This window comes from Candidatus Uabimicrobium helgolandensis (genome assembly GCF_041508025.1).
GTDB classification, from domain to species: domain Bacteria; phylum Planctomycetota; class Uabimicrobiia; order Uabimicrobiales; family Uabimicrobiaceae; genus Uabimicrobium; species Uabimicrobium helgolandensis.
In genome coordinates this window covers 3908318-3926570 of record NZ_CP165719.1, presented here as the reverse complement: position 1 = coordinate 3926570, position 18253 = coordinate 3908318, and the positions used below count along the sequence as shown (strand labels likewise).

Sequence of the window (18253 nt, the reverse complement as noted above, 5' to 3'; positions counted from 1 at the left end):
ATCCAGCACGAAATTTTTTCTTCGAGTTGTTAACTATATAAAAAATAACTTCAGATATAAATATGTCAAATCTTATGAGAAAACTTCAATAGTTATTGTTTATTCTGATGTAGAGACTCATTTTCAAATATACCAAGCACTAATTGATACAGAAAAAATAACCAAAAACAAAGAAGTAAAGTATTCGTATTTGAAAACGAACAATATATTTTACTCTATTTCAGAGGATCAAAGAAAAAAAAGAAAAGAAATGGTTTCTCGAATAATTCACAAGAACTGCAATGTTTCGTATGATATTCTTGAAAAATTGATTCAAGCGCAGGGAAGCGCTTCGTTCGAGTTCTCGCATCATTTTTATAGCTTTAGTTATAGATTATTAGAGATTCAGGGAACAGATCATAGAAAATATATATGCTTAGTCAGAATATATACTCCCATCGATTCGCAAGATGAGACTTATTGTCGGGTTACTAGTTTTTCGATGTCGAGTAATCTCTGTAATAATTCTTTTTTTTCTGTAGGGCCGGGTTTTTATTGTCTTAGTGAATGTTCAATTGTAAATCGAAATAATGTCCAGCGGTTGCAGATCACAGTTCATTATCTTCTCTACAAAAGCGCGAAAGAAACATATCAAATTTTAGTCAACAAATATGGATATCTTTTTACAAAAACCAGGAATAAAACGATAGATTACTAGGGAATTATTATGGAAAACAGAGAAGTGTTACTCTTTGAATTGTGTATTCTTACCGTACTTTCTTTCGCATGGTTGATTACCGATATTACGATATGGACACCAACACCGATTCATGTATTTGTTGCAACTGTATTCTTCTTTCCTTTTTTAATGCCTGTAACTTACTTTTGTTTGTGAAAAGATTATCTTATTTAGAAAATTTTTCAAAAATAACTATATACACGATAGTATTTTTTTCTCTGCTCCAAGTTTTTTGGTTTATTAATTCACTATATCACCATTAAATACAATTACAGGTTGATCCATTTTTACCTCCATACTAGTTGTATAAAAATACAAACATGTTATAATGAATTAAATTGACTGGCTACCTAGTCCCTATTTGGGACGTACTTTGTGTGGTTTCGATCATGTAGTCGTCGGTATCCGGCGAGGAAGAGATAGGTTTCTTTAAGATATTTATACCGCGTAGATCATGGGGATAACTTGGGAGGCATTTCATTCTCATTACCTTAAGTTATTCTTTATATAGTTTCTTTATAAATATTTAGAAGGTTTTACTTTATTGCGCAGTCAATTTCCTCATTTAACAACCCTAAAATTAAAACGATCTCCCGTATGCTCGTTATGAAAAGGAATTTCTTTTGGCTTATTATTTTGTATCAAGTCATTAGAAATCTTCGCCCATAGCTTTCCACCACTTACATTAACACGGATACTACCTGATTGGGTTGAAACACCAGATTCAATTCCCGAATCAATGGAGGTTCGTCTTGTTCAATACAAAGTTGATACACCTGGCTTTCGTTCTAAAGAGTTTATTATCGTTACTTCTCTTCTCGATTTTGATGGATACACTTTTGGGGATATTGCGCAGTTGTATTTTCTTCGATGGCATGCAGAGCTTTATTTACGCACTCTAAAAACTGACATGCGTATGGAAAAACTTAAAGGCAAAACTCCAGATATACTGTACAAAGAAATCTATGCTTATATCTTGGCCTATAATCTAATTCGTCTTGTTATTTTTCGTACTGCTGTTGCACACAATCACATTGTTTTTTCTGTTAGCTTTAGATACTCCCAACATTCGATTCTCTCTTTTCTTGAACAAATGCGCTCTTCCTCTAGATCTATGCAGAGTTTCTTATTTCAAGCTCTTATTTCTGATGTTGCAAAGAAATTGTTACCTATTCGTACTATTTTGCGTGTAGAACCTCGCCGAATTAAACAACGTATGAAGAGATTTACATTACTTACTAAACATCGTAATGAATACAAGATCCTTATTTTACAAGGAATTCGAACTGAACGACCTTAAATTTAACTGAATGGCATTCGAGTCTGACACTAATTTGGCACTAATTGGCAGGTCTTTTTTGTAAGAGTCTGCTATAGAACAACTTGTGTTATTTTTGCTTGAGTCTGACACTAATTTGTGGAACAGCAACTTCGGTTATTAAAAAACGCTTTATAAAACAACTTGTGTTATTTTTGCTTGAGTCTGACACTAATTTGTGGAACAGCAACTTCGGTTATTAAAAAACGCTTAGTTGGTATTAGCTTTGGTTTCGCTATTTGGTATGGGGTTTTCGGTAGAAACATTGCGGGAGCAATTGATGAATTACCTCAATTAAATAGGGAAGATGTGAACATTATACCTCGTGAAATAGAACTTCGCCCAAGAATTTTTCCTGCTAGTGCAACTGAAAAGAAAGATCATTTTTCATACAGAAATATTAGAACAGTATTTTCATTAGGAGCAGAAATGACAAAGACAAGAAGTTTCACACTGATGCAAACTAGCATCGTTGTTTCTATTGTCTCTACAACTATTGCAATATTTTTACCACCTTATGTGATGTCCTTAATTTATATTGATTCAGCAAAAATAAGAACAAGGGTAACTATTTCAAAAAATTGTCACCAAGTATTTATGTATTTTAGAAAGTATAATCGATTACCAACCTCTTTAGATGAATTATCTGTAAATATACAAGATGAGTGGGGAAACAAAATAACTTACAAAATAATAGACAAAAAAAAAATATCAATGCAAAGTTTAGGTTTGAATAACAAAAAAGGAGGAGAAGGAAACAATAAAGATATTATCGTTATTTTTGATTTAGAGTTTCATAGCTACAATTGGCAGTAAATAAAGATAATTAAGATAAAGATAATTAAGATGATAATTCAGTCTGTCCATTTTAAAAAGGAGGACAGACCTTATTGCAGAGACAAACTTATACAAAAAAATGAACGCTTTCTTTGCAGTGCAGAGGGGATTTTGTACTAAAAATAGTGTTTTTAATTGTAAAAAAAGGCAAAAAAAACGAGAAAAGATTGCTTTGGGCCTGATACCTCAAATACGATTGAAGCCGATATTACCTCGGTTTTGAGGTAAAAAAATGAGGATTTAATTGTTGTGAATCCTCATTTTTGCAATATTAATTTCTTCTGCGTCGTCGTTTACGAAACTCATTTTTAGGTAATGATTTGTTCTCTACTTCATTTATAGATGATTCAATGCGTTTTACAACAAGAACGTACTTTGTTCTTTTTTTTATTTTAACTTCTTTTAGGCTACCAAAAATACGTAGAGGTGTTCTCTTTTTTGTGTTTTTGAGTGTATACTCTATGCCACCATCATTTGCTGGGTAGACAATAAGCATTTTCGAGCTACCTTGAATTCGTTTGTATTTGTCGTTTTCGATTCTTTGAAAATTTGTTGTACGAATAAAAACATCTTCTGTTTCAATCTCTTTACCAACAAATTCTTTAGGCGATTTAGCCAAAAGCTTGATATCTGTTGTTGTCTTTCCTTCTTCTTGTTCTTGCTCCGTGGCTTTTTTTATCGCAGAAATAACCAAGTAATAAAAGTCACCTCCAGAACGTGCATTTAAGCGTTTTACTTTTCCTGTGCACAGTAGTTTTGTTCCTCTAGACATTGACTCTATATTTTTCCACGCGCTGCCGTTTTTAGTTATTAGTAGTGCTAACTTAAGATCGTTAGCGTATAACTGCCCATAATTATCATTTTTAAAACCTCTGCGTACCATAGCTATAGAAACTTTATTTCTAATACCTGCAAAACCAAAAGAAAAAGCAACATTTTTTTTGTAGTAGCTAGGAACGTTGTCTGTAATATCTTCGTAAGTAGGGTATTTATCCGCCCATACAAAGCACAAAAGAATTGCCATTAAACCTATACTTTTCATATAATATTCCTTTTATTTAAGTATGCTGTTATGAGTACTTTATTATATTAAATAATCGAAGTTAAAGTAACTATAAGAGATTAGATCGCGTTGACGTTTAAAATCGAAAAATGATCTCTATTTCTGTTTGTAGCCTATATTTTAATTAGCTAAATAGCATTGTTGTAGTTATTCTTTTAATGTGAATATGTTTTAGTCTCTATTTATAGAGTGTACATAAACACATAAACCCAGCAAAAATTTTTAGTTCTAAATGGCCTGCCAAAGAATAATTACTTTTGTTGGGTCGCTTAGCGATATAAAGGAGTAGTGCTTGAAAAAAATTTTTTATATACTAACAGTGATTATTTTTTTGTTAATAGTTGGATTTATATACATATATTTTGAAGCTAAATCCTCTACACAGCAACGAATGCAAATGTTATTAAAAAAACAACAAGTACGCGCTCGTTTTAGTCATATAGAGTTTTATCCTAAAGATATACTATTCTATTTCTACACAGAAAAGCATCTCGTTATAGGCCCTTGGAGTTTATATCGTTGGGATTTACTACCGATTATAAAATAACGAATTAAGTCACTACTGTCATTCTGGAGCATTACATGAGTTTACTTGACGTTCATCGCAGTATAGTTGTTATTATTGACCTACAGGGAAAACTAATGGATATGATTTACCGTCCGAACTTAGTTATTTCTTCAACAATACGCTTAATGAAATTAGCAGATCTATTTGAAGTTCCTGTGGTTATAACTGAACAATATCCAAAGGGTTTAGGATCAACACACCCACAGGTGCTTTCCGTTTATGAAAAATTAACCACAAAAAAATTCTACATGGAAAAAGATAGTTTTGGGTGCTGCGAAGATCAGTTCTACTCTATTTTAAAAAACGCGCGACCGGATACAAATAAACAACAAATTATTATTGCAGGTATTGAAGCACATGTGTGTGTTATGCAAACTGTAATTGAATTGCAAGAAAATGGTTATGAAGCGCATGTGTGTTGGGAGTGTGTGAGTGGACGAGGAGAAGAGTATCGTGATCATGCCCTGCAACGCATGAATCAAAAAGGAGCTATTATTACTAATCATGAATCTGTTGGTTTTGAGTGGGCTCGTGATAAGAATCATCCAAAATTTAAAGAGATGAGTCGTTTATTTAGGGAAGGGCAAATTACATCTTGAGGAAAATAAGTCGACAAGACCCAATATTTCTTAGAATAATTTGCAAAAATTATGCATATAAAACGACAATATTTACAAAAAATACCAACAGTTTTTGTTTACAACAATGACATAACTGAAGCATCCCAAAAAGGAACTATTTTATTTTTTCATGGGTTAGGAGCGTCTAAAGATGCTCAAATACATGATTTAAAAAACCTTGCCAAAAGTGGTTTTTTAGTTGTAGGTGTTGATAACGTAGGCCATGGTGAAAGAAGATATCTAGATTTTGAGCAAAAGTTCTCGGTGCAAAATCCCGATTTAGAAAGAGATTTTCAACAAGCTGTTCTAGAAACTGCACAAGAAGTGCCGATAATCATAGAGGAATTAGAAAAGAAAGAGCTTATTTTTAACGGTAACATAGGTATTACTGGTATTTCAATGGGGGGATTTGTTACTTATCGCGCTGTTATAGAGTACGCACATTTTAAAGCCGCTGTTTCAATTTTGGGTTCTCCTAAATGGAAAAATAACGACTCTCATAGCCCGCATCTTTATATGCAAAAATTTGCACCTACTGCACTGATGTCTCTCAATGCAGGAAAAGACACCTCTGTTCCTGCATTTGAAGCAAAGAATTTTCACGGTGAACTAGCGGAATATTATACTGAGATTAATAAATTAGAATACATAGAGTATCCTGATTCTGAACATTTTATGTTGGAAAATGACTGGAATGATTTGTGGAATAACATGACAAAGTGGTTTAGCAAATGGTTGGTGACATGATATGTTCTATTTGTTAGAATTTAAATTATGTTAATTTAAAAATTATTAGGGGAGATATATGAAATTACATAACAAAATCTTTTGTTTTCTCGCAGTATTTGCTATGGTTTTTGTCTCTGCTGCTCCAGAAGATGTAGTAAAAGCGGCACAACAAGGCATGCACTCATTTCTAAATTCAATACCCGAAGCTATGCTAAGTGAATATGGATTTGATAGTGAAGAAGAGCTAGAACAGTGCCAACTCGGGGCTCCTTTTCAGTTAAAGACTATTACTCCAAACAAATTGCGTAGTTACAATATTAACGACACTGTACAATCAATGACTAAAGACACTGGTGTGTGGTATTTTACGATTGTTTGTTCTGGCGAAAATAAGACTATTTTAAGTGTTGCTAAAATCGATAATCAGTGGCAAGCAGTTTCACTAGGTAATATTCCTCTTGCAAATCAACTGCAAAGTATAGAAAGTACTTGGGCACAGAACCGAGGATTTTCTCCGCAAATTATTGTAGTATATCAAGCGCAACAATATTTTTTCCATATACCACAACTTAATGAAAACAATCTTACCGCTATTCAATTACGCACAAAGCAAGCTATTGATTATCACTATGTAGGTGCAATGGATACAATAGCAAAAGATTTATGGCAAGAAGTCCAAAAAAACATGGAACCACAACGAAAATTCGAAGAGATTGCTAATGACAATCCAACATCTTTTAATGCTACGCGCAAGGTATTAAATCTTCCGCAAAAGTATCAAAAATATAATCAGTGGTGTTGGGCAGGATGCAGCGAAGCTATTTTTAACTACTTCAACAAAAATGTACAGCAAGAGCGTATTGCTCAAGAAGGAACACGCGGCCAAAATATATGGAACTGGCTATGGGGTGTTACAAATAATCCATACCGCAAAGGAATTCGCGAACTTCTAAGTACTTGGGGACTTCGTAGTTATGGACTGAATAATCGTTTGAGTTATAACGATCTTCAATCGGAAATTGCTGCCAACAAACCAGTTGTTGTTCGCTGGGGGTGGGACAATGGTGGTGGACACTTTGTTGTTTGTAAAGGATTATCAGGAAACACATCGTACATCATGGATCCATGGTCAGGTCCAACAATCAATTCATACAATTGGTTATGCCGTGGAAATGGACACACTTGGACGAGTACACTAAAAGTGAGTCGTTAATTTGTGATTAAGTGACCTGTTTCATTAGGTCACTTAATTTTCTTATTAGTCCCAGATAAAAAGCCACCGGATTCCAGCATAAACTCCGTAAACTACATAACCTAGCGGTCCTAGTTGACTCTTTTCCCCTTCAAATTTTTCTTGCATAGTAATTGATAACGTTGAATAAGAAATTAAATGATCTTTCTTGCTTAATTGTCCTTGTAAAAGCTCAATAGTTGTGTTTAGTCGTTCAAGCTCTTTTTCTACCGCAAGAATATCTGTTACATTTTTTGCTTGTTGTAATAATTGTAAATATCGCTCGCGAGATTTCATGGCATTATCTAAACGAATTTTTGTATTGTAATATGCTTCGCTTACATCTTCGCTATTGATGTTTTTGTAATGAACATCTCCCCATTTCGCAACTTCTTCAACGGTGGCGTCAAATTGATTACTCGCAACGCGAACAGTTGCGCTGTGTAAATTGGAACTTAAAACATAACCATCGTACTTTTCTGCCAAAATTTGAAAATCATCCGTCATATCGCGTAGCGTTTCTACAGTTATAGAAATTTGGCCAGAGCGAATAATTTTACGCGTGCTTTTGGGTGCATTTTTTTGAACAATTCTTTGCACTTGGGCTTTTTCAACTGCAATATCATTGCTTGTCATTTTTGGTGCAGAACAGCCTAAGATAACAATTGAGATTACGAGTACAAAAATTATTTTTTTCATGTTCTTCGGTCCTTTTTAATGTGCTGTATCAAACTTAATACAGTTAAATTTAGAATTAAGATTTGTTCTTAATTCGCTAAAACATCAAAAAGCTTGGTATTTTCTGCAGTGTTTTTGATTGTTTCGACATGACAATCGAAACGACTCATTTCAAATATTTTTGTAAAAACTTTAAAGTAAAAGGAAAAATTTGTTCATGATAAATCGTTTCAAAGTGTCCCGCTGTAGGAATTCTCAACATTTCACAAGCTACCCCTAGTTTTGTAAGTTTGTTGTATAGTTTCACTGGACTAAGTGGACCATCTAAAGAAACCAACATGTCTTCTTCTCCGTGAAAAAAAGCCATAGGGCACGATTGTTTTGATGCATGATAAACGGGAGAGGCATTTTTGTATAATTGTGACATATTAGTAATCGTATCGCCAAACAAATAACGAAAAGTAGTTACTTTTTCATCTAAAGAGCTAAAATCGGTAGGCGCTCCTCCAGCAACAACAACTTTTAATTTGTTTTTGCGATTTTGGTTTTCCGTAGCAAGTAGAGAAACAAGATGACCTCCTGCAGAATAACCGACAGCTCCTATTTTATTAGGATCTATATTGTAAGTACCTGCATTCTTTTGTAGCCAAGAGAGTGCTTGACGACAATCATCAATTTGAGCTGGAAATTTGTACTTAGGAGCTAAACGATAACTAATAGCAAAGCATGCAAAGCCATTACTCGCTAAGAAATGGGCATACTTGGACAACTGATTTTTGTCGCCTGATCGCCAGCCACCACCATGCACCAACAAAATAGCAGGCGCATTATTTTCATTTTTAGGAATGTAGGCATCGAGTAGCAATTGGTATTTTTTATCATAGGTAACATTTTGGTGTAGTGTGTATTCTCCCATGTCGTCCTCACTTGTTTTCGTTTCAGAAACAATTTCTTCACTTATAAAATTTAGCTCTGGTAGATGAACCCGCCACTTCTTTTTCGTTTTTGTAAATGAAATGGGAATTTCTATTTGACTGTTTGTTAGTGCCACTGCTGTAGCAACATTATCTTTCTTCTTAATATCTAGCACCGATTTATAGTTTTCAAATTGTCGTAAATTATTTGTTGCACGCAAAACAGCCTGAATAAAGGCATCTTTATTCTTAACAGCCGAAGACAATCTTTCTACTTCTTCTGCCGTGAGAAATAATTTATTTGGATAAGTAATAATAATGTCTGCATTTTTTTGTAGTACTTTTATATCGACATTTGCAATCGCCATTTGTATTTGGATAATAGAGCCCATGGTTTTTTGTTGTGCAGAATCAAAATCGAAATTAAAACGTTCATCCGCTCCTTGCCACATTCGAATTGCTCCTTTTTCTCCGACATCAAGGGCTAAAAAAGATCCGCGTAAAAGTGCATCTGCACACCAACGTTTCTTGGTTTGCTGAGTAATACACTTCATCAATGTTTTCCAATCCTTATCTTCGATGCTTTTTGTAGTGGTTTTAAAACAATTCTTAGGTGTAAGTTGAGAAACATCTCTAGTGAGAGAAATAAGAGTGTATACGAAAATGATCAGAGTTGCGATCGTTGCCAAAGTAAATTTGGTCCAGTTCATTTCTCCTTCACCTGCAACGCGAATGTCTCTCTTTTTAAAATAATAAAACGCGATAAATATAAAAATAATAGAAGAAATAATAAGCACTAGAAAGCTAATGTAATCAAACGAATCAAAGGCTTTAACTCCTTGGTAATATTCAAATGGAGATAATAATGCGATAGGTTTTAAAGTATCACTAAGTTTTGCCAAATTGGAAAGCATTTGAGTGATAATCATCACTAGTCCTCCGGTCATAGTTGCCGCAATACGCGAAGCTAAGACCATACTGAACATCAAACTTAAAGTGGCAAAACAACATAAAATCGCAAATAGAGATGTTAGTGGAAAAAATACTTGCCATAGAGAAACTTTCAATTCTGCCAACCATATACCAATCGCAATACCTATCCATACAATAAGTAAAATTCCCACAATAGACGCTAAAAGAGCACTTAATCGCGCAAAAAATATTTGTGCGCGTGTAATAGGGTAGCCCATCATTAAATCGAGAAAACCACGTTCTTCATCGCGAACAATCAAGCCCGAACCACAAATAAGGCCAAAAACACCGAGCAATAAAGGAAAAACTCCAAAAATCCGTATACTCATGTAGCCCTCGGGAGTATTGAATTTACTTAAGTCTCCCACCAAGGAGGTAAGTGCCTTGGGTAGGCTAGCAATCAACTTTTGAATTTCATTGGCATTGTCCGAAACGATATGAAAAAAGCTTAGAACAACAGCGCAATAGAAAGCCAACCCAAGCCCCCAACCAAATATCTGAGGTACAAGACGCTTAAAAGTATGATAAAATATTGGTCTCATAAAAATTCCTTCATTGCCAAAAAAAAATGCGTAATATTCACTGCTTTTGCAATGCACAGTGTAGCAGTCTATATTAAATAATGTATGTGTGTGTTTTTTTGTTGTGTTACTGGTTCTTCAATAATTGAGAATTCATATATCTTTGCGTGACTATTACCTGACTTAGTCAGCTTTTCTTCTAATTTTTTATTTCATTTTCTCACTATATTCTCCAGTATAGTACGTCAAAAATATTTCTTCTAAAGAGGGTTGAGAAGTAACAAAATCTTTAATCTCGTAAGGCGTACAATAATTAATTACTTTTGCCAGATCTTTTGAGACTTGCAATACTACCGTTTTTTCTTTTTTCTCTAACAACTTTACGTTTGGCAGTTTTTGAAGTAGACCATCAATGTCTATATCAGAACTACATGTTACTGATACACGGCGCATGTTTTTAGCTAATAGGTTTTCTACCACTGCAGTATCGATAATAATACCGTCGCGAATAATTGCAACACGATCACTCACTTCTTCTACTTCGCTTAAGATATGAGATGAAAAGAAAACCGTTGCTCCTTCTTTTTTTGATGCCATTACCATCTTTAGAACTTGTTTTTGCATAAGAGGGTCTAAACCACTTGTGGGTTCATCTAGTATAAGTAGGCGCGGTTTATGCATAAATGCTTGGATTATTCCTACTTTTTGTTTATTTCCTTTGGAGAAATTTTTGATTTTTGTGTCCAGGTTTAACTTGAGTTTTTCAGCATGATTTTCAATCCACGCCCAACTAACTTTGCAGTTGCGCATATCTGCAAACAATTGTAAAGATTGTCTTGCTGTTAAGCGATCATCTAGATTTAGTTCACCAGGAAGGTAGCCCATTTGTTTTTTTACTTCGACACTATTTTTCAGGGGATCAGTACCAAAAATTTTGACCTCACCACTACTTGGACGAATTAGGTCTAGCAAACAACGAATTGTCGTTGTTTTTCCTGCTCCATTTGGTCCAAGAAAACCGAAAACTTCTCCTTCATAAACAGATAAGTCGATTCCTTTTAGGGCGTGAAAAGAATTGTAGTGTTTGTGTAGTTTTTTTGCTTCAATTGCAATTTTCATATTTTTTTGTCTTTGCAAAATTGTTTACATGTTTAGTATGTATAGTTTTTAGACTATACATTTTTGCGGAAATTTGAGAAAATAGATTTTATTTAAAGAAGAGTTATACTATAATTACATAATTTATAGCGTGTTTCTATTAAGGCGTGTCAACACGCCCTAAAATTTTTGAAAATTTAGGATTACATTGGACGCGCTAATTCTGTGTTTTCTTTGTATGTCTGAAGTTTGGATATAGATGTTTTTATTATAATAAATGTACATTTTTACCATTCCATTGTTTTATGGAACTATTTCGTAAACAAAATATCCTCAGACATCAAAATAAAAGCAATAGTATCATATATTTTTTCATATTAGAAAACAAAAATTCACGGAAAACACAGTAATAAACCTGTCGTTTTTACAAAAAATGATGGCACCTAAAAATCCTAATAATTCTTTTCTTAAAGAAAGTAGAGTACCGTGCCTACACAAAAAGATATTGAATTTGCTAAACTACTTGCTTCTAAAGACCTTATTTCTAAAGCAGAAATGCAAAGATTGCTAGACGAACTCGATGCCCTACGCAAAGAAGACCCTCGTATCAGTGTAGAAGTTTTTATGATTAAGAATAAAGTGATCACCAACCACGAGTTAAAAATCATAAAAGAGTCAAGTAAACAACGTATTGTACACTGTAGTAAATGCCGTACAATGTACCGAGTGAGTCAAGACGATGTAGGAAAACGGTTTAAATGTAAAACGTGTGGAACAGCTGTTATAGTACCAATGCCAGGACAAACAAAGTCAAAGAGTGTACGTGACCTGGTACACAAAGAGAAGAAAGTAGTAGGACTTGATAGTCGAAAAGTACTTAAAGGTGTTTCTAAAGAAGAGTATGAGGCAAACAAAGAAGAAGTCGCAGTTTCTCCTAGTAATCCAGAAGTGACTATTGATTTAGATGAAGATGATGTTGATGTGCCAATCACAACATCAGCTGTACAGGGTACGGCATCTACTATCGAAGCAACGATTAATCTTGGGCTTGATGATGAAGATGATGATGAAGGCATTTTGATCGGTGAAGAGGCTAATAGCTTTAATATTCCGCAGGTAGGAAATCCTGAAGTAACTATTAATCTTGGCGATGACGACGAAGATGATGATGAGGAGGATCTACCTCGATTTGTTGGCAATGAAGCTACTATTAACCTTGGTCTTGATGATAGCGAGGACAATGGTATACTTATTGGATCAGAAGTGGATGATCAAAGCCCTGAAATGACGATGAATCTAGAGGATTATGGGCGTGATTTTTCAGAAGATGATTCAAATCCTAATTTGGCTGTGGAAACAACAATTCAACAGCCCACAGCTTCTAAACAAGAAATGACAATCAATCTTGGTCTCGATGATGCCGATGATGATTCTGATGCGCAACTTATTGTTGATAGTCCTCATGTTTCCATTCCAAATAGGCAAGTTATTGCTCACCAAGAAATGACGATGCCTGTTCACAGTAACTCTACTCATGATGAAGATGATTCGGATGCTGAACTTCTCATTGATGAAATTGATGTTAATCAAGCTAGTATGTCTGCTGGACGAGAAATGACAATTAATCTTGGTCTTGATGATGCGGACAACGACGATGAAGAGTCTGACGCACAACTTGTTGTTGACAGCCCTCATGTTTCTATTCCAAATCGGCAAGTTGCTGCTCACCAAGAAATGACGATGCCTGTTCACAGTAATTCTACTTATGACGATGATGATTCTGATGCTGAGCTTCTGATCGATGAAATTGATGTTAGCCAAGCGACTATGAGTCCTATGCCAAATACAAAACCGCCTGCTGGACGGGAAATGACAATCAATCTCGGTCTTGATGATGCAGATAACGAGGATGAAGACTCTGATGCACAACTTGTTGTTGACAGCCCTCATGTTTCTATTCCAAATCGGCAAGTTGCTGCTCACCAAGAAATGACGATGCCTGTTCATAGTAATTCTACTTACGATGATGACGATTCTGATGCTGAACTTCTCATTGATGAAATTGATGTTAGCCAAGCGACTATGAGCCCTATGCCAAATACGAAACCTCCTGCTGGACGGGAAATGACAATCAATCTCGGTCTTGATGATGCAGATAACGACGATGAAGACTCTGACGCACAACTTGTTGTTGACAGTCCTCATGTTTCTATTCCAAATCGTCAAGTTGCTGCTCACCAAGAAATGACGATGCCTGTTCATAGTAATTCTACTTACGATGATGACGATTCTGATGCTGAACTTCTTATTGATGAAATTGATGTTAGCCAAGCGACTATGAGTCCTATGCCAAATACGAAATCTCCTGCTGGAGGAGAAATGACAATCAATCTCGGTCTTGATGATTCAGACAATGACGATGACGATGACGATTCTCACGCACAACTTGTTATTGATAAACCTATTTCTATACCAAGTCGCCAGGTTGCCGCTCACCAAGAAATGACTATCCAAATTGACGGAGATGATGATTACGATGACGAAGATTCTGATGCGGAATTATTAGCTCAGAAACCTAAACCTAAACCTAAACCTAAACCTAAACCTAAACCTAAACCTAAAAAAAATCCAGAACTTACTATCGATTTAGGTCTTGACGATGATGACGATGATGACTATTAAACAATTTCAATAGGAAAACATAATACTTCCAGAGTATGATACTCACTCTGGAAAATTAGTTTTGATTTGTTTAACACCGTATTTGGTTTTGAATTAAGTGTAACAGTAACAAATAAATAGTATTTAAAACAAAATATTGATCTGAAAATTCATAGCTAAACTCTATGGAACACAGGTGTAAACTATATTTTCCGTAAACATTTTAAAAGGGATAAGGATGCTTCCTTCTAGCATTGAAGAATTAACACAAACTCTTGTAGAAAAAGGTGGGTCGGACCTGCATTTATCAGCTGGATCAAGGCCGCGAGTTCGTGTAGATGGTCAACTGATTGATACTGATTATGATGTCCTTGATCCAGAAACAACACAAAGATTACTTTACGCTATACTTGATGACGAACAAATTGCCAGATTTGAAAAAGAATGGGAATTGGATTTATCATTTGGTATCCAAGGGTTAGGGCGCTTTCGAACCAATGTTTTTTTACAACGCGGTGCCGTAGGTGGTGTTTTGCGAATCATTCCATATGATTTACTAACATTTCAAGACCTTGGTCTTCCCGAAAATGTTTGTAAAAGGTTGTGTGCACTACCAAAAGGTCTAGTACTTGTTACTGGTTCTACTGGTAGTGGAAAGTCAACAACTCTTGCGTCTATGATTAACTATATTAACGAACATAGATCAGAGCACATAATGACTATTGAAGATCCTATTGAATTTATTCATCCAAACAAGAGTTGTTTAGTCAACCAAAGAGAAATAGGTGGTGATACACACGGGTTTAAACATGCCTTGCGAGCAGTACTACGTCAAGATCCTGATATTGTACTTGTGGGAGAAATGCGCGATCTCGAAACTGTGGAAGCGGCATTAACTGTTGCAGAAACCGGGCACTTAACTTTTGCAACACTTCACACCACTGATTGTCCGCAAACTATTAACCGTATTGTCGATGTATTTCCAGCATACCAGCAGGCACAAATACTCACACAGCTATCATTTGTACTTGAAGGAGTGTTTTGCCAACAACTTTTACCGCACATATCAGGAAGAGGACGTGTACTTGCCTCTGAAATTATGATTGCAACCCCCGCACTACGGAACATGATCCGCGAAAAAAGAATCGAGCAGATAAAAGGGCTTATTCAAACAGGTGGAAGATTTGGAATGACAACAATGAATCAATCTTTATTTGACTTGGTTGATAAAAAAATGATTAGTAAAGAGGAAGCTTTAATCCGCAGTACAGATCCCGAAGATCTGCATCGACAGTTTATGAAATGGAACAAGTAGAATTAATCATGAGGTAGGAAAGGTAAAGAAGTATGCCTGTTTATAAATATACAGCGCAAGACAACAGCGGTCAGGAAATTTTGGGTCAAATGACAGCATCTAGCCGCGAAGACGTTGTTATCCAATTGCGACAAAAACAACTTATTGTTATAAATATTGATCAGAAAAAATCCTTATTGCAACTGGAATTTGGTGAAGCCAAAGTCAAGGTGAAACTTGATGACATGGTAATTTTTACGCGCCAATTATCAACAATGATTTCCGCGGGTATCCCTCTTTTAGAGAGTTTAGAGATACTTCAAGACCAACAATCAAACCAAGGTTTTGCGAAAATTCTAGGAGATGTTGTTGACCGCGTGCGATCAGGTAGTGACCTTTCAACAGCTCTTGGTGCTCACTTAAAAGTTTTTCCTAAAATATACGTAAGTATGGTTAAAGCTGGGGAAGCTAGTGGTCAACTTGATGTTATTCTAACAAGATTAGCAGAATATCAAGAAGCAACAGCAAAATTGCGTAGAGAAATCAAAAGTGCCATGACGTATCCTGTGATTTCCTTAGCAATGATTTTTGGTATTACTGCTTTTCTTTTAGTGGGTATTATACCAAAATTTAAAGAAATATTTGTATCTCTAGGTGTCGAACTGCCAGGGATTACCATCGGCCTTCTAGAACTTTCTGATTTTTTACAATTATACTGGCTAGAACTTTTTGGTGGTACAATAGTTTTCTTTATTGCTCTTAAGGTTTATGTAACAACAAAACAAGGGCGTCGGCACTTTGATTTTCTAATGCTTAAATCACCGGTTTTTGGAACACTGTTTCAAAAAGTCGCAATTTCACGTTTTACTAGAACATTTGCAACTTTAATTCGGAGTGGTGTACCAATTTTAGGTTCTTTAGAAATTGTAGGGCAAACTTCAGGAAATACTATTATTGAAGATGCTGTAAAAGCGTCTATGAATAACGTAAAACAAGGTGAATCTTTAGCTGACCCTCTTTCTGATTTTTGGGTATTTCCACCGATGGTAACGAAAATGATCGCGATCGGGGAACGCGCAGGTGCTCTAGAAGCGCTTTTAGAAAAAATCTCAGAATTTTACGATCAGCAAGTTTCTGCTTCCGTAGAATCGCTAACCTCTATGATCGAACCATTAATGATCGGCGTTATGGGATTTATTGTGGGCGGAATTGTATTAGCAGTATTTTTACCTATTTTCAAATTACAAGAGCAATTGGCTCGCGGCGGTTAAAACAAAGACAAGTGAGTGGCAATAATTATTTTTGCCACTCACCAATCCCAAAAGCGTAATAAAAAGAAGCAAAGTCAGGTAAATACTCGATGAATATTCCGACACAAACATATCAAAATTCAGTTACTAAATCTCAAATCTATTGGCTCATATTTTTCCGTTTTGCGATCACAAGCCTTTGCTTTGCCATTCATCTTTTTTTAGATTATGGACCTAAAGTTAACACACTAAATACATTAGTGTTAATTGCTATTTTAATTATAAATACTCTTTTTTTAATAGCGACGCCGTACATTCGATTTTCGTGGTCATTATTTATCATTTTGCAAATAGTAATTGATTTATTTATGGAAACGATCCTCGTTTATATTACCGGTGGTATTCTTTCGGCATTTGTTATATTGTATTTTGTGTCTATACTGTACTCTGGCTTGTTTATTTCTTTGCGCGTCAGTCTTTTTTGCGCTTCTTTTGCAGTTATAGGTATATCTATTAGTGTTATTATTTACTATATCAGCATCTTGCATTCATCTCACCTTCCAATATTTAAAGTGTTTCCTCCTATTTCTTTTCCTCAAGAGAACGACTTAAATTTTTGTCGCGCTTATTTATTTGTTCAAGGATTGTCGTTTTATTTAGTTGCTCTTTTTAGCGGTCATCTTACCGCTATTCGTTTTAGGGAAAGAATACTTCACAAAGAAATATTAGAACATTTAGTTGATGGTGTTCTTGTTACAAATAACAAAAATTGTGTAAGTTATATTAATCACGATGCAAGAAAAATGTTAGATTTATCTCTAACCAAAAATTATCATAATTTTTCTATACTAAAAATACTGAACTACAACATACATCTTGATCTCCTCAAGGGAATTTTAATGCATCGCCCTATGGAATATCAAGTTGTTTGGGAATACCAAGAGAAAAAAATTCCTTTAAACATCGTAATTACTCCAATTACAATCAATAAAAAAGTAAAAATGTCTATTATAATACTCAAAGACATTTCACTACAAAAGCGAATGGAAGCGACCATCAAAGTGGCAGAGCGCTTGTCAGTAGTAAACGAAACTGCAACAATGATAGCTCACGAAATCCGCAATCCTCTAGCCTCTATTCTAGGAGCTAGTCAAGAACTCAGTCGCATATTTTCAAACAAAGATAATGCAAAAATACTATTTGATATCATGATAAAAGAATCACAGAGAATTGATCGTATTGTTGAAGATTTTTTGCGCTTTTCAAAGTTGCGGCAACCTAATTTTCAAACGCATAGTATTGGGCATATTATAGAAGAGGTAATACTCCTTTTAAATCAACGTGCTGATAACAATGCAAAGATAAAAATGAATGTTGAAAAAAACATTACAATTAAAGGTGATTTGGGACACCTAAAGCAGCTATTTTACAATTTGGGTATTAATTCATTAGAAGCCAAAGGAGAGAATGAAAACTTTATAACAGTCTCAACGAAGGCTTGTCTTTTCGAGGAATTTTGTAAAAGTGGTGCTATTCATGGCTTCTACTACGATGATTTTACGAAAGGAATACAAGTGTCTTTTAGTGATAGGGGAAAGGGAATAGATCCACTTTTAACAACAAAAATATTTACGCCATTTTTTACAACGAAATCAGGAGGAAGTGGTATAGGCTTAGCAATTGTACAACAAATTTTAGAATCTCATCGTGCTGCTTACTACGTAGAAAGTACCTTAGGAAAAGGAACTGATTTTGTTATTTTTTTTCCCATAGAAACGTAA

General features: G+C 35.0%; 15 protein-coding genes. 11 read left to right on the top strand and 4 right to left on the bottom strand.

The genetic code is table 11. From position 1 onward, the window contains the following. Nucleotides 1–706 precede the first annotated feature (706 nt). From UABHE_RS14340 to UABHE_RS14330, 3 genes are all read left to right on the top strand, one after another. Nucleotides 707–874 carry a hypothetical protein gene (locus UABHE_RS14340; protein ID WP_372371024.1) on the top strand — a complete coding sequence of 56 codons (168 nt, stop codon included), beginning with the start codon at nucleotides 707–709 and terminating at the stop codon, nucleotides 872–874. Between the two features lie 583 nt (nucleotides 875–1457). Continuing rightward, nucleotides 1458–2018 carry a transposase gene (locus tag UABHE_RS14335; RefSeq protein ID WP_372371023.1) on the top strand — a complete coding sequence of 187 codons (561 nt, stop codon included), beginning with the start codon at nucleotides 1458–1460 and terminating at the stop codon, nucleotides 2016–2018. A gap of 177 nt (nucleotides 2019–2195) precedes the next feature. Then, on the top strand, nucleotides 2196–2852 hold the full coding sequence (locus UABHE_RS14330; protein ID WP_372371022.1) for a hypothetical protein: 657 nt from the start codon (nucleotides 2196–2198) through the stop codon (nucleotides 2850–2852). Between the two features lie 292 nt (nucleotides 2853–3144). On the opposite strand, the gene UABHE_RS14325 is transcribed toward UABHE_RS14330, so the two are convergent. Continuing rightward, nucleotides 3145–3915: a hypothetical protein gene (locus UABHE_RS14325; RefSeq protein WP_372371021.1), complete on the bottom strand. Its 771-nt coding sequence runs from the start codon at nucleotides 3913–3915 to the stop codon at nucleotides 3145–3147. Between the two features lie 313 nt (nucleotides 3916–4228). Between UABHE_RS14325 and UABHE_RS14320 the strand changes: the two genes are divergently transcribed. Genes UABHE_RS14320 through UABHE_RS14305 form a run of 4 tightly spaced genes read left to right on the top strand, consistent with a single transcriptional unit; the run spans nucleotide 4229 to nucleotide 7066 of the window. Continuing rightward, the gene (locus UABHE_RS14320) at nucleotides 4229–4483 is read left to right on the top strand and encodes a hypothetical protein (RefSeq protein ID WP_372371020.1); all 255 of its coding nucleotides are present in this window, start codon (nucleotides 4229–4231) and stop codon (nucleotides 4481–4483) included. A gap of 35 nt (nucleotides 4484–4518) precedes the next feature. Then, the gene (locus tag UABHE_RS14315; RefSeq protein ID WP_372371019.1) at nucleotides 4519–5103 is read left to right on the top strand and encodes an isochorismatase family protein; all 585 of its coding nucleotides are present in this window, start codon (nucleotides 4519–4521) and stop codon (nucleotides 5101–5103) included. Between the two features lie 51 nt (nucleotides 5104–5154). After that, nucleotides 5155–5871 (top strand): alpha/beta hydrolase family protein, encoded by a 717-nt coding sequence (locus UABHE_RS14310; RefSeq protein ID WP_372371018.1) that lies wholly within the window; start codon nucleotides 5155–5157, stop codon nucleotides 5869–5871. A 58-nt stretch (nucleotides 5872–5929) separates the two neighbouring features. After that, nucleotides 5930–7066 (top strand): papain-like cysteine protease family protein, encoded by a 1137-nt coding sequence (locus UABHE_RS14305; protein ID WP_372371017.1) that lies wholly within the window; start codon nucleotides 5930–5932, stop codon nucleotides 7064–7066. A gap of 45 nt (nucleotides 7067–7111) precedes the next feature. On the opposite strand, the gene UABHE_RS14300 is transcribed toward UABHE_RS14305, so the two are convergent. The 3 genes from UABHE_RS14300 to UABHE_RS14290 form a co-directional block, all read right to left on the bottom strand. Further along, nucleotides 7112–7783 (bottom strand): DUF4349 domain-containing protein, encoded by a 672-nt coding sequence (locus UABHE_RS14300; RefSeq protein ID WP_372371016.1) that lies wholly within the window; start codon nucleotides 7781–7783, stop codon nucleotides 7112–7114. Between the two features lie 145 nt (nucleotides 7784–7928). Further along, complete coding sequence (locus UABHE_RS14295; protein WP_372371015.1) at nucleotides 7929–10190, bottom strand: alpha/beta hydrolase fold domain-containing protein; 2262 nt, start codon at nucleotides 10188–10190, stop codon at nucleotides 7929–7931. Nucleotides 10191–10376: 186 nt separating this feature from the next. After that, on the bottom strand, nucleotides 10377–11288 hold the full coding sequence (locus tag UABHE_RS14290) for an ATP-binding cassette domain-containing protein (RefSeq protein WP_372371014.1): 912 nt from the start codon (nucleotides 11286–11288) through the stop codon (nucleotides 10377–10379). 465 nt (nucleotides 11289–11753) lie between these two features. Between UABHE_RS14290 and UABHE_RS14285 the strand changes: the two genes are divergently transcribed. From UABHE_RS14285 to UABHE_RS14270, 4 genes are all read left to right on the top strand, one after another. Then, complete coding sequence (locus UABHE_RS14285) at nucleotides 11754–13949, top strand: hypothetical protein (RefSeq protein ID WP_372371013.1); 2196 nt, start codon at nucleotides 11754–11756, stop codon at nucleotides 13947–13949. A 217-nt stretch (nucleotides 13950–14166) separates the two neighbouring features. Next, on the top strand, nucleotides 14167–15243 hold the full coding sequence (locus tag UABHE_RS14280; protein ID WP_372371012.1) for a type IV pilus twitching motility protein PilT: 1077 nt from the start codon (nucleotides 14167–14169) through the stop codon (nucleotides 15241–15243). Nucleotides 15244–15275: 32 nt separating this feature from the next. After that, nucleotides 15276–16493 carry a type II secretion system F family protein gene (locus UABHE_RS14275; RefSeq protein ID WP_372371011.1) on the top strand — a complete coding sequence of 406 codons (1218 nt, stop codon included), beginning with the start codon at nucleotides 15276–15278 and terminating at the stop codon, nucleotides 16491–16493. Between the two features lie 89 nt (nucleotides 16494–16582). Further along, a complete protein-coding gene (locus tag UABHE_RS14270) occupies nucleotides 16583–18253 on the top strand; it encodes a nitrogen regulation protein NR(II) (protein WP_372371010.1) in 1671 nt (556 codons plus the stop codon).

Bases quoted from the DNA above. Each gene is read 5' to 3' on its own strand.
- UABHE_RS14335 (WP_372371023.1), top strand. From the start codon at position 1,458: ATGGAGGTTCGTCTTGTTCAATACAAAGTTGATACACCTGGCTTTCGT.
- UABHE_RS14310 (WP_372371018.1), top strand. From the start codon at position 5,155: ATGCATATAAAACGACAATATTTACAAAAAATACCAACAGTTTTTGTT.
- UABHE_RS14295 (WP_372371015.1), bottom strand. From the start codon at position 10,190: ATGAGACCAATATTTTATCATACTTTTAAGCGTCTTGTACCTCAGATA.
- UABHE_RS14340 (WP_372371024.1), top strand. From the start codon at position 707: ATGGAAAACAGAGAAGTGTTACTCTTTGAATTGTGTATTCTTACCGTA.
- UABHE_RS14280 (WP_372371012.1), top strand. From the start codon at position 14,167: ATGCTTCCTTCTAGCATTGAAGAATTAACACAAACTCTTGTAGAAAAA.
- UABHE_RS14315 (WP_372371019.1), top strand. From the start codon at position 4,519: ATGAGTTTACTTGACGTTCATCGCAGTATAGTTGTTATTATTGACCTA.
- UABHE_RS14325 (WP_372371021.1), bottom strand. From the start codon at position 3,915: ATGAAAAGTATAGGTTTAATGGCAATTCTTTTGTGCTTTGTATGGGCG.
- UABHE_RS14300 (WP_372371016.1), bottom strand. From the start codon at position 7,783: ATGAAAAAAATAATTTTTGTACTCGTAATCTCAATTGTTATCTTAGGC.
- UABHE_RS14275 (WP_372371011.1), top strand. From the start codon at position 15,276: ATGCCTGTTTATAAATATACAGCGCAAGACAACAGCGGTCAGGAAATT.
- UABHE_RS14270 (WP_372371010.1), top strand. From the start codon at position 16,583: ATGAATATTCCGACACAAACATATCAAAATTCAGTTACTAAATCTCAA.
- UABHE_RS14305 (WP_372371017.1), top strand. From the start codon at position 5,930: ATGAAATTACATAACAAAATCTTTTGTTTTCTCGCAGTATTTGCTATG.
- UABHE_RS14290 (WP_372371014.1), bottom strand. From the start codon at position 11,288: ATGAAAATTGCAATTGAAGCAAAAAAACTACACAAACACTACAATTCT.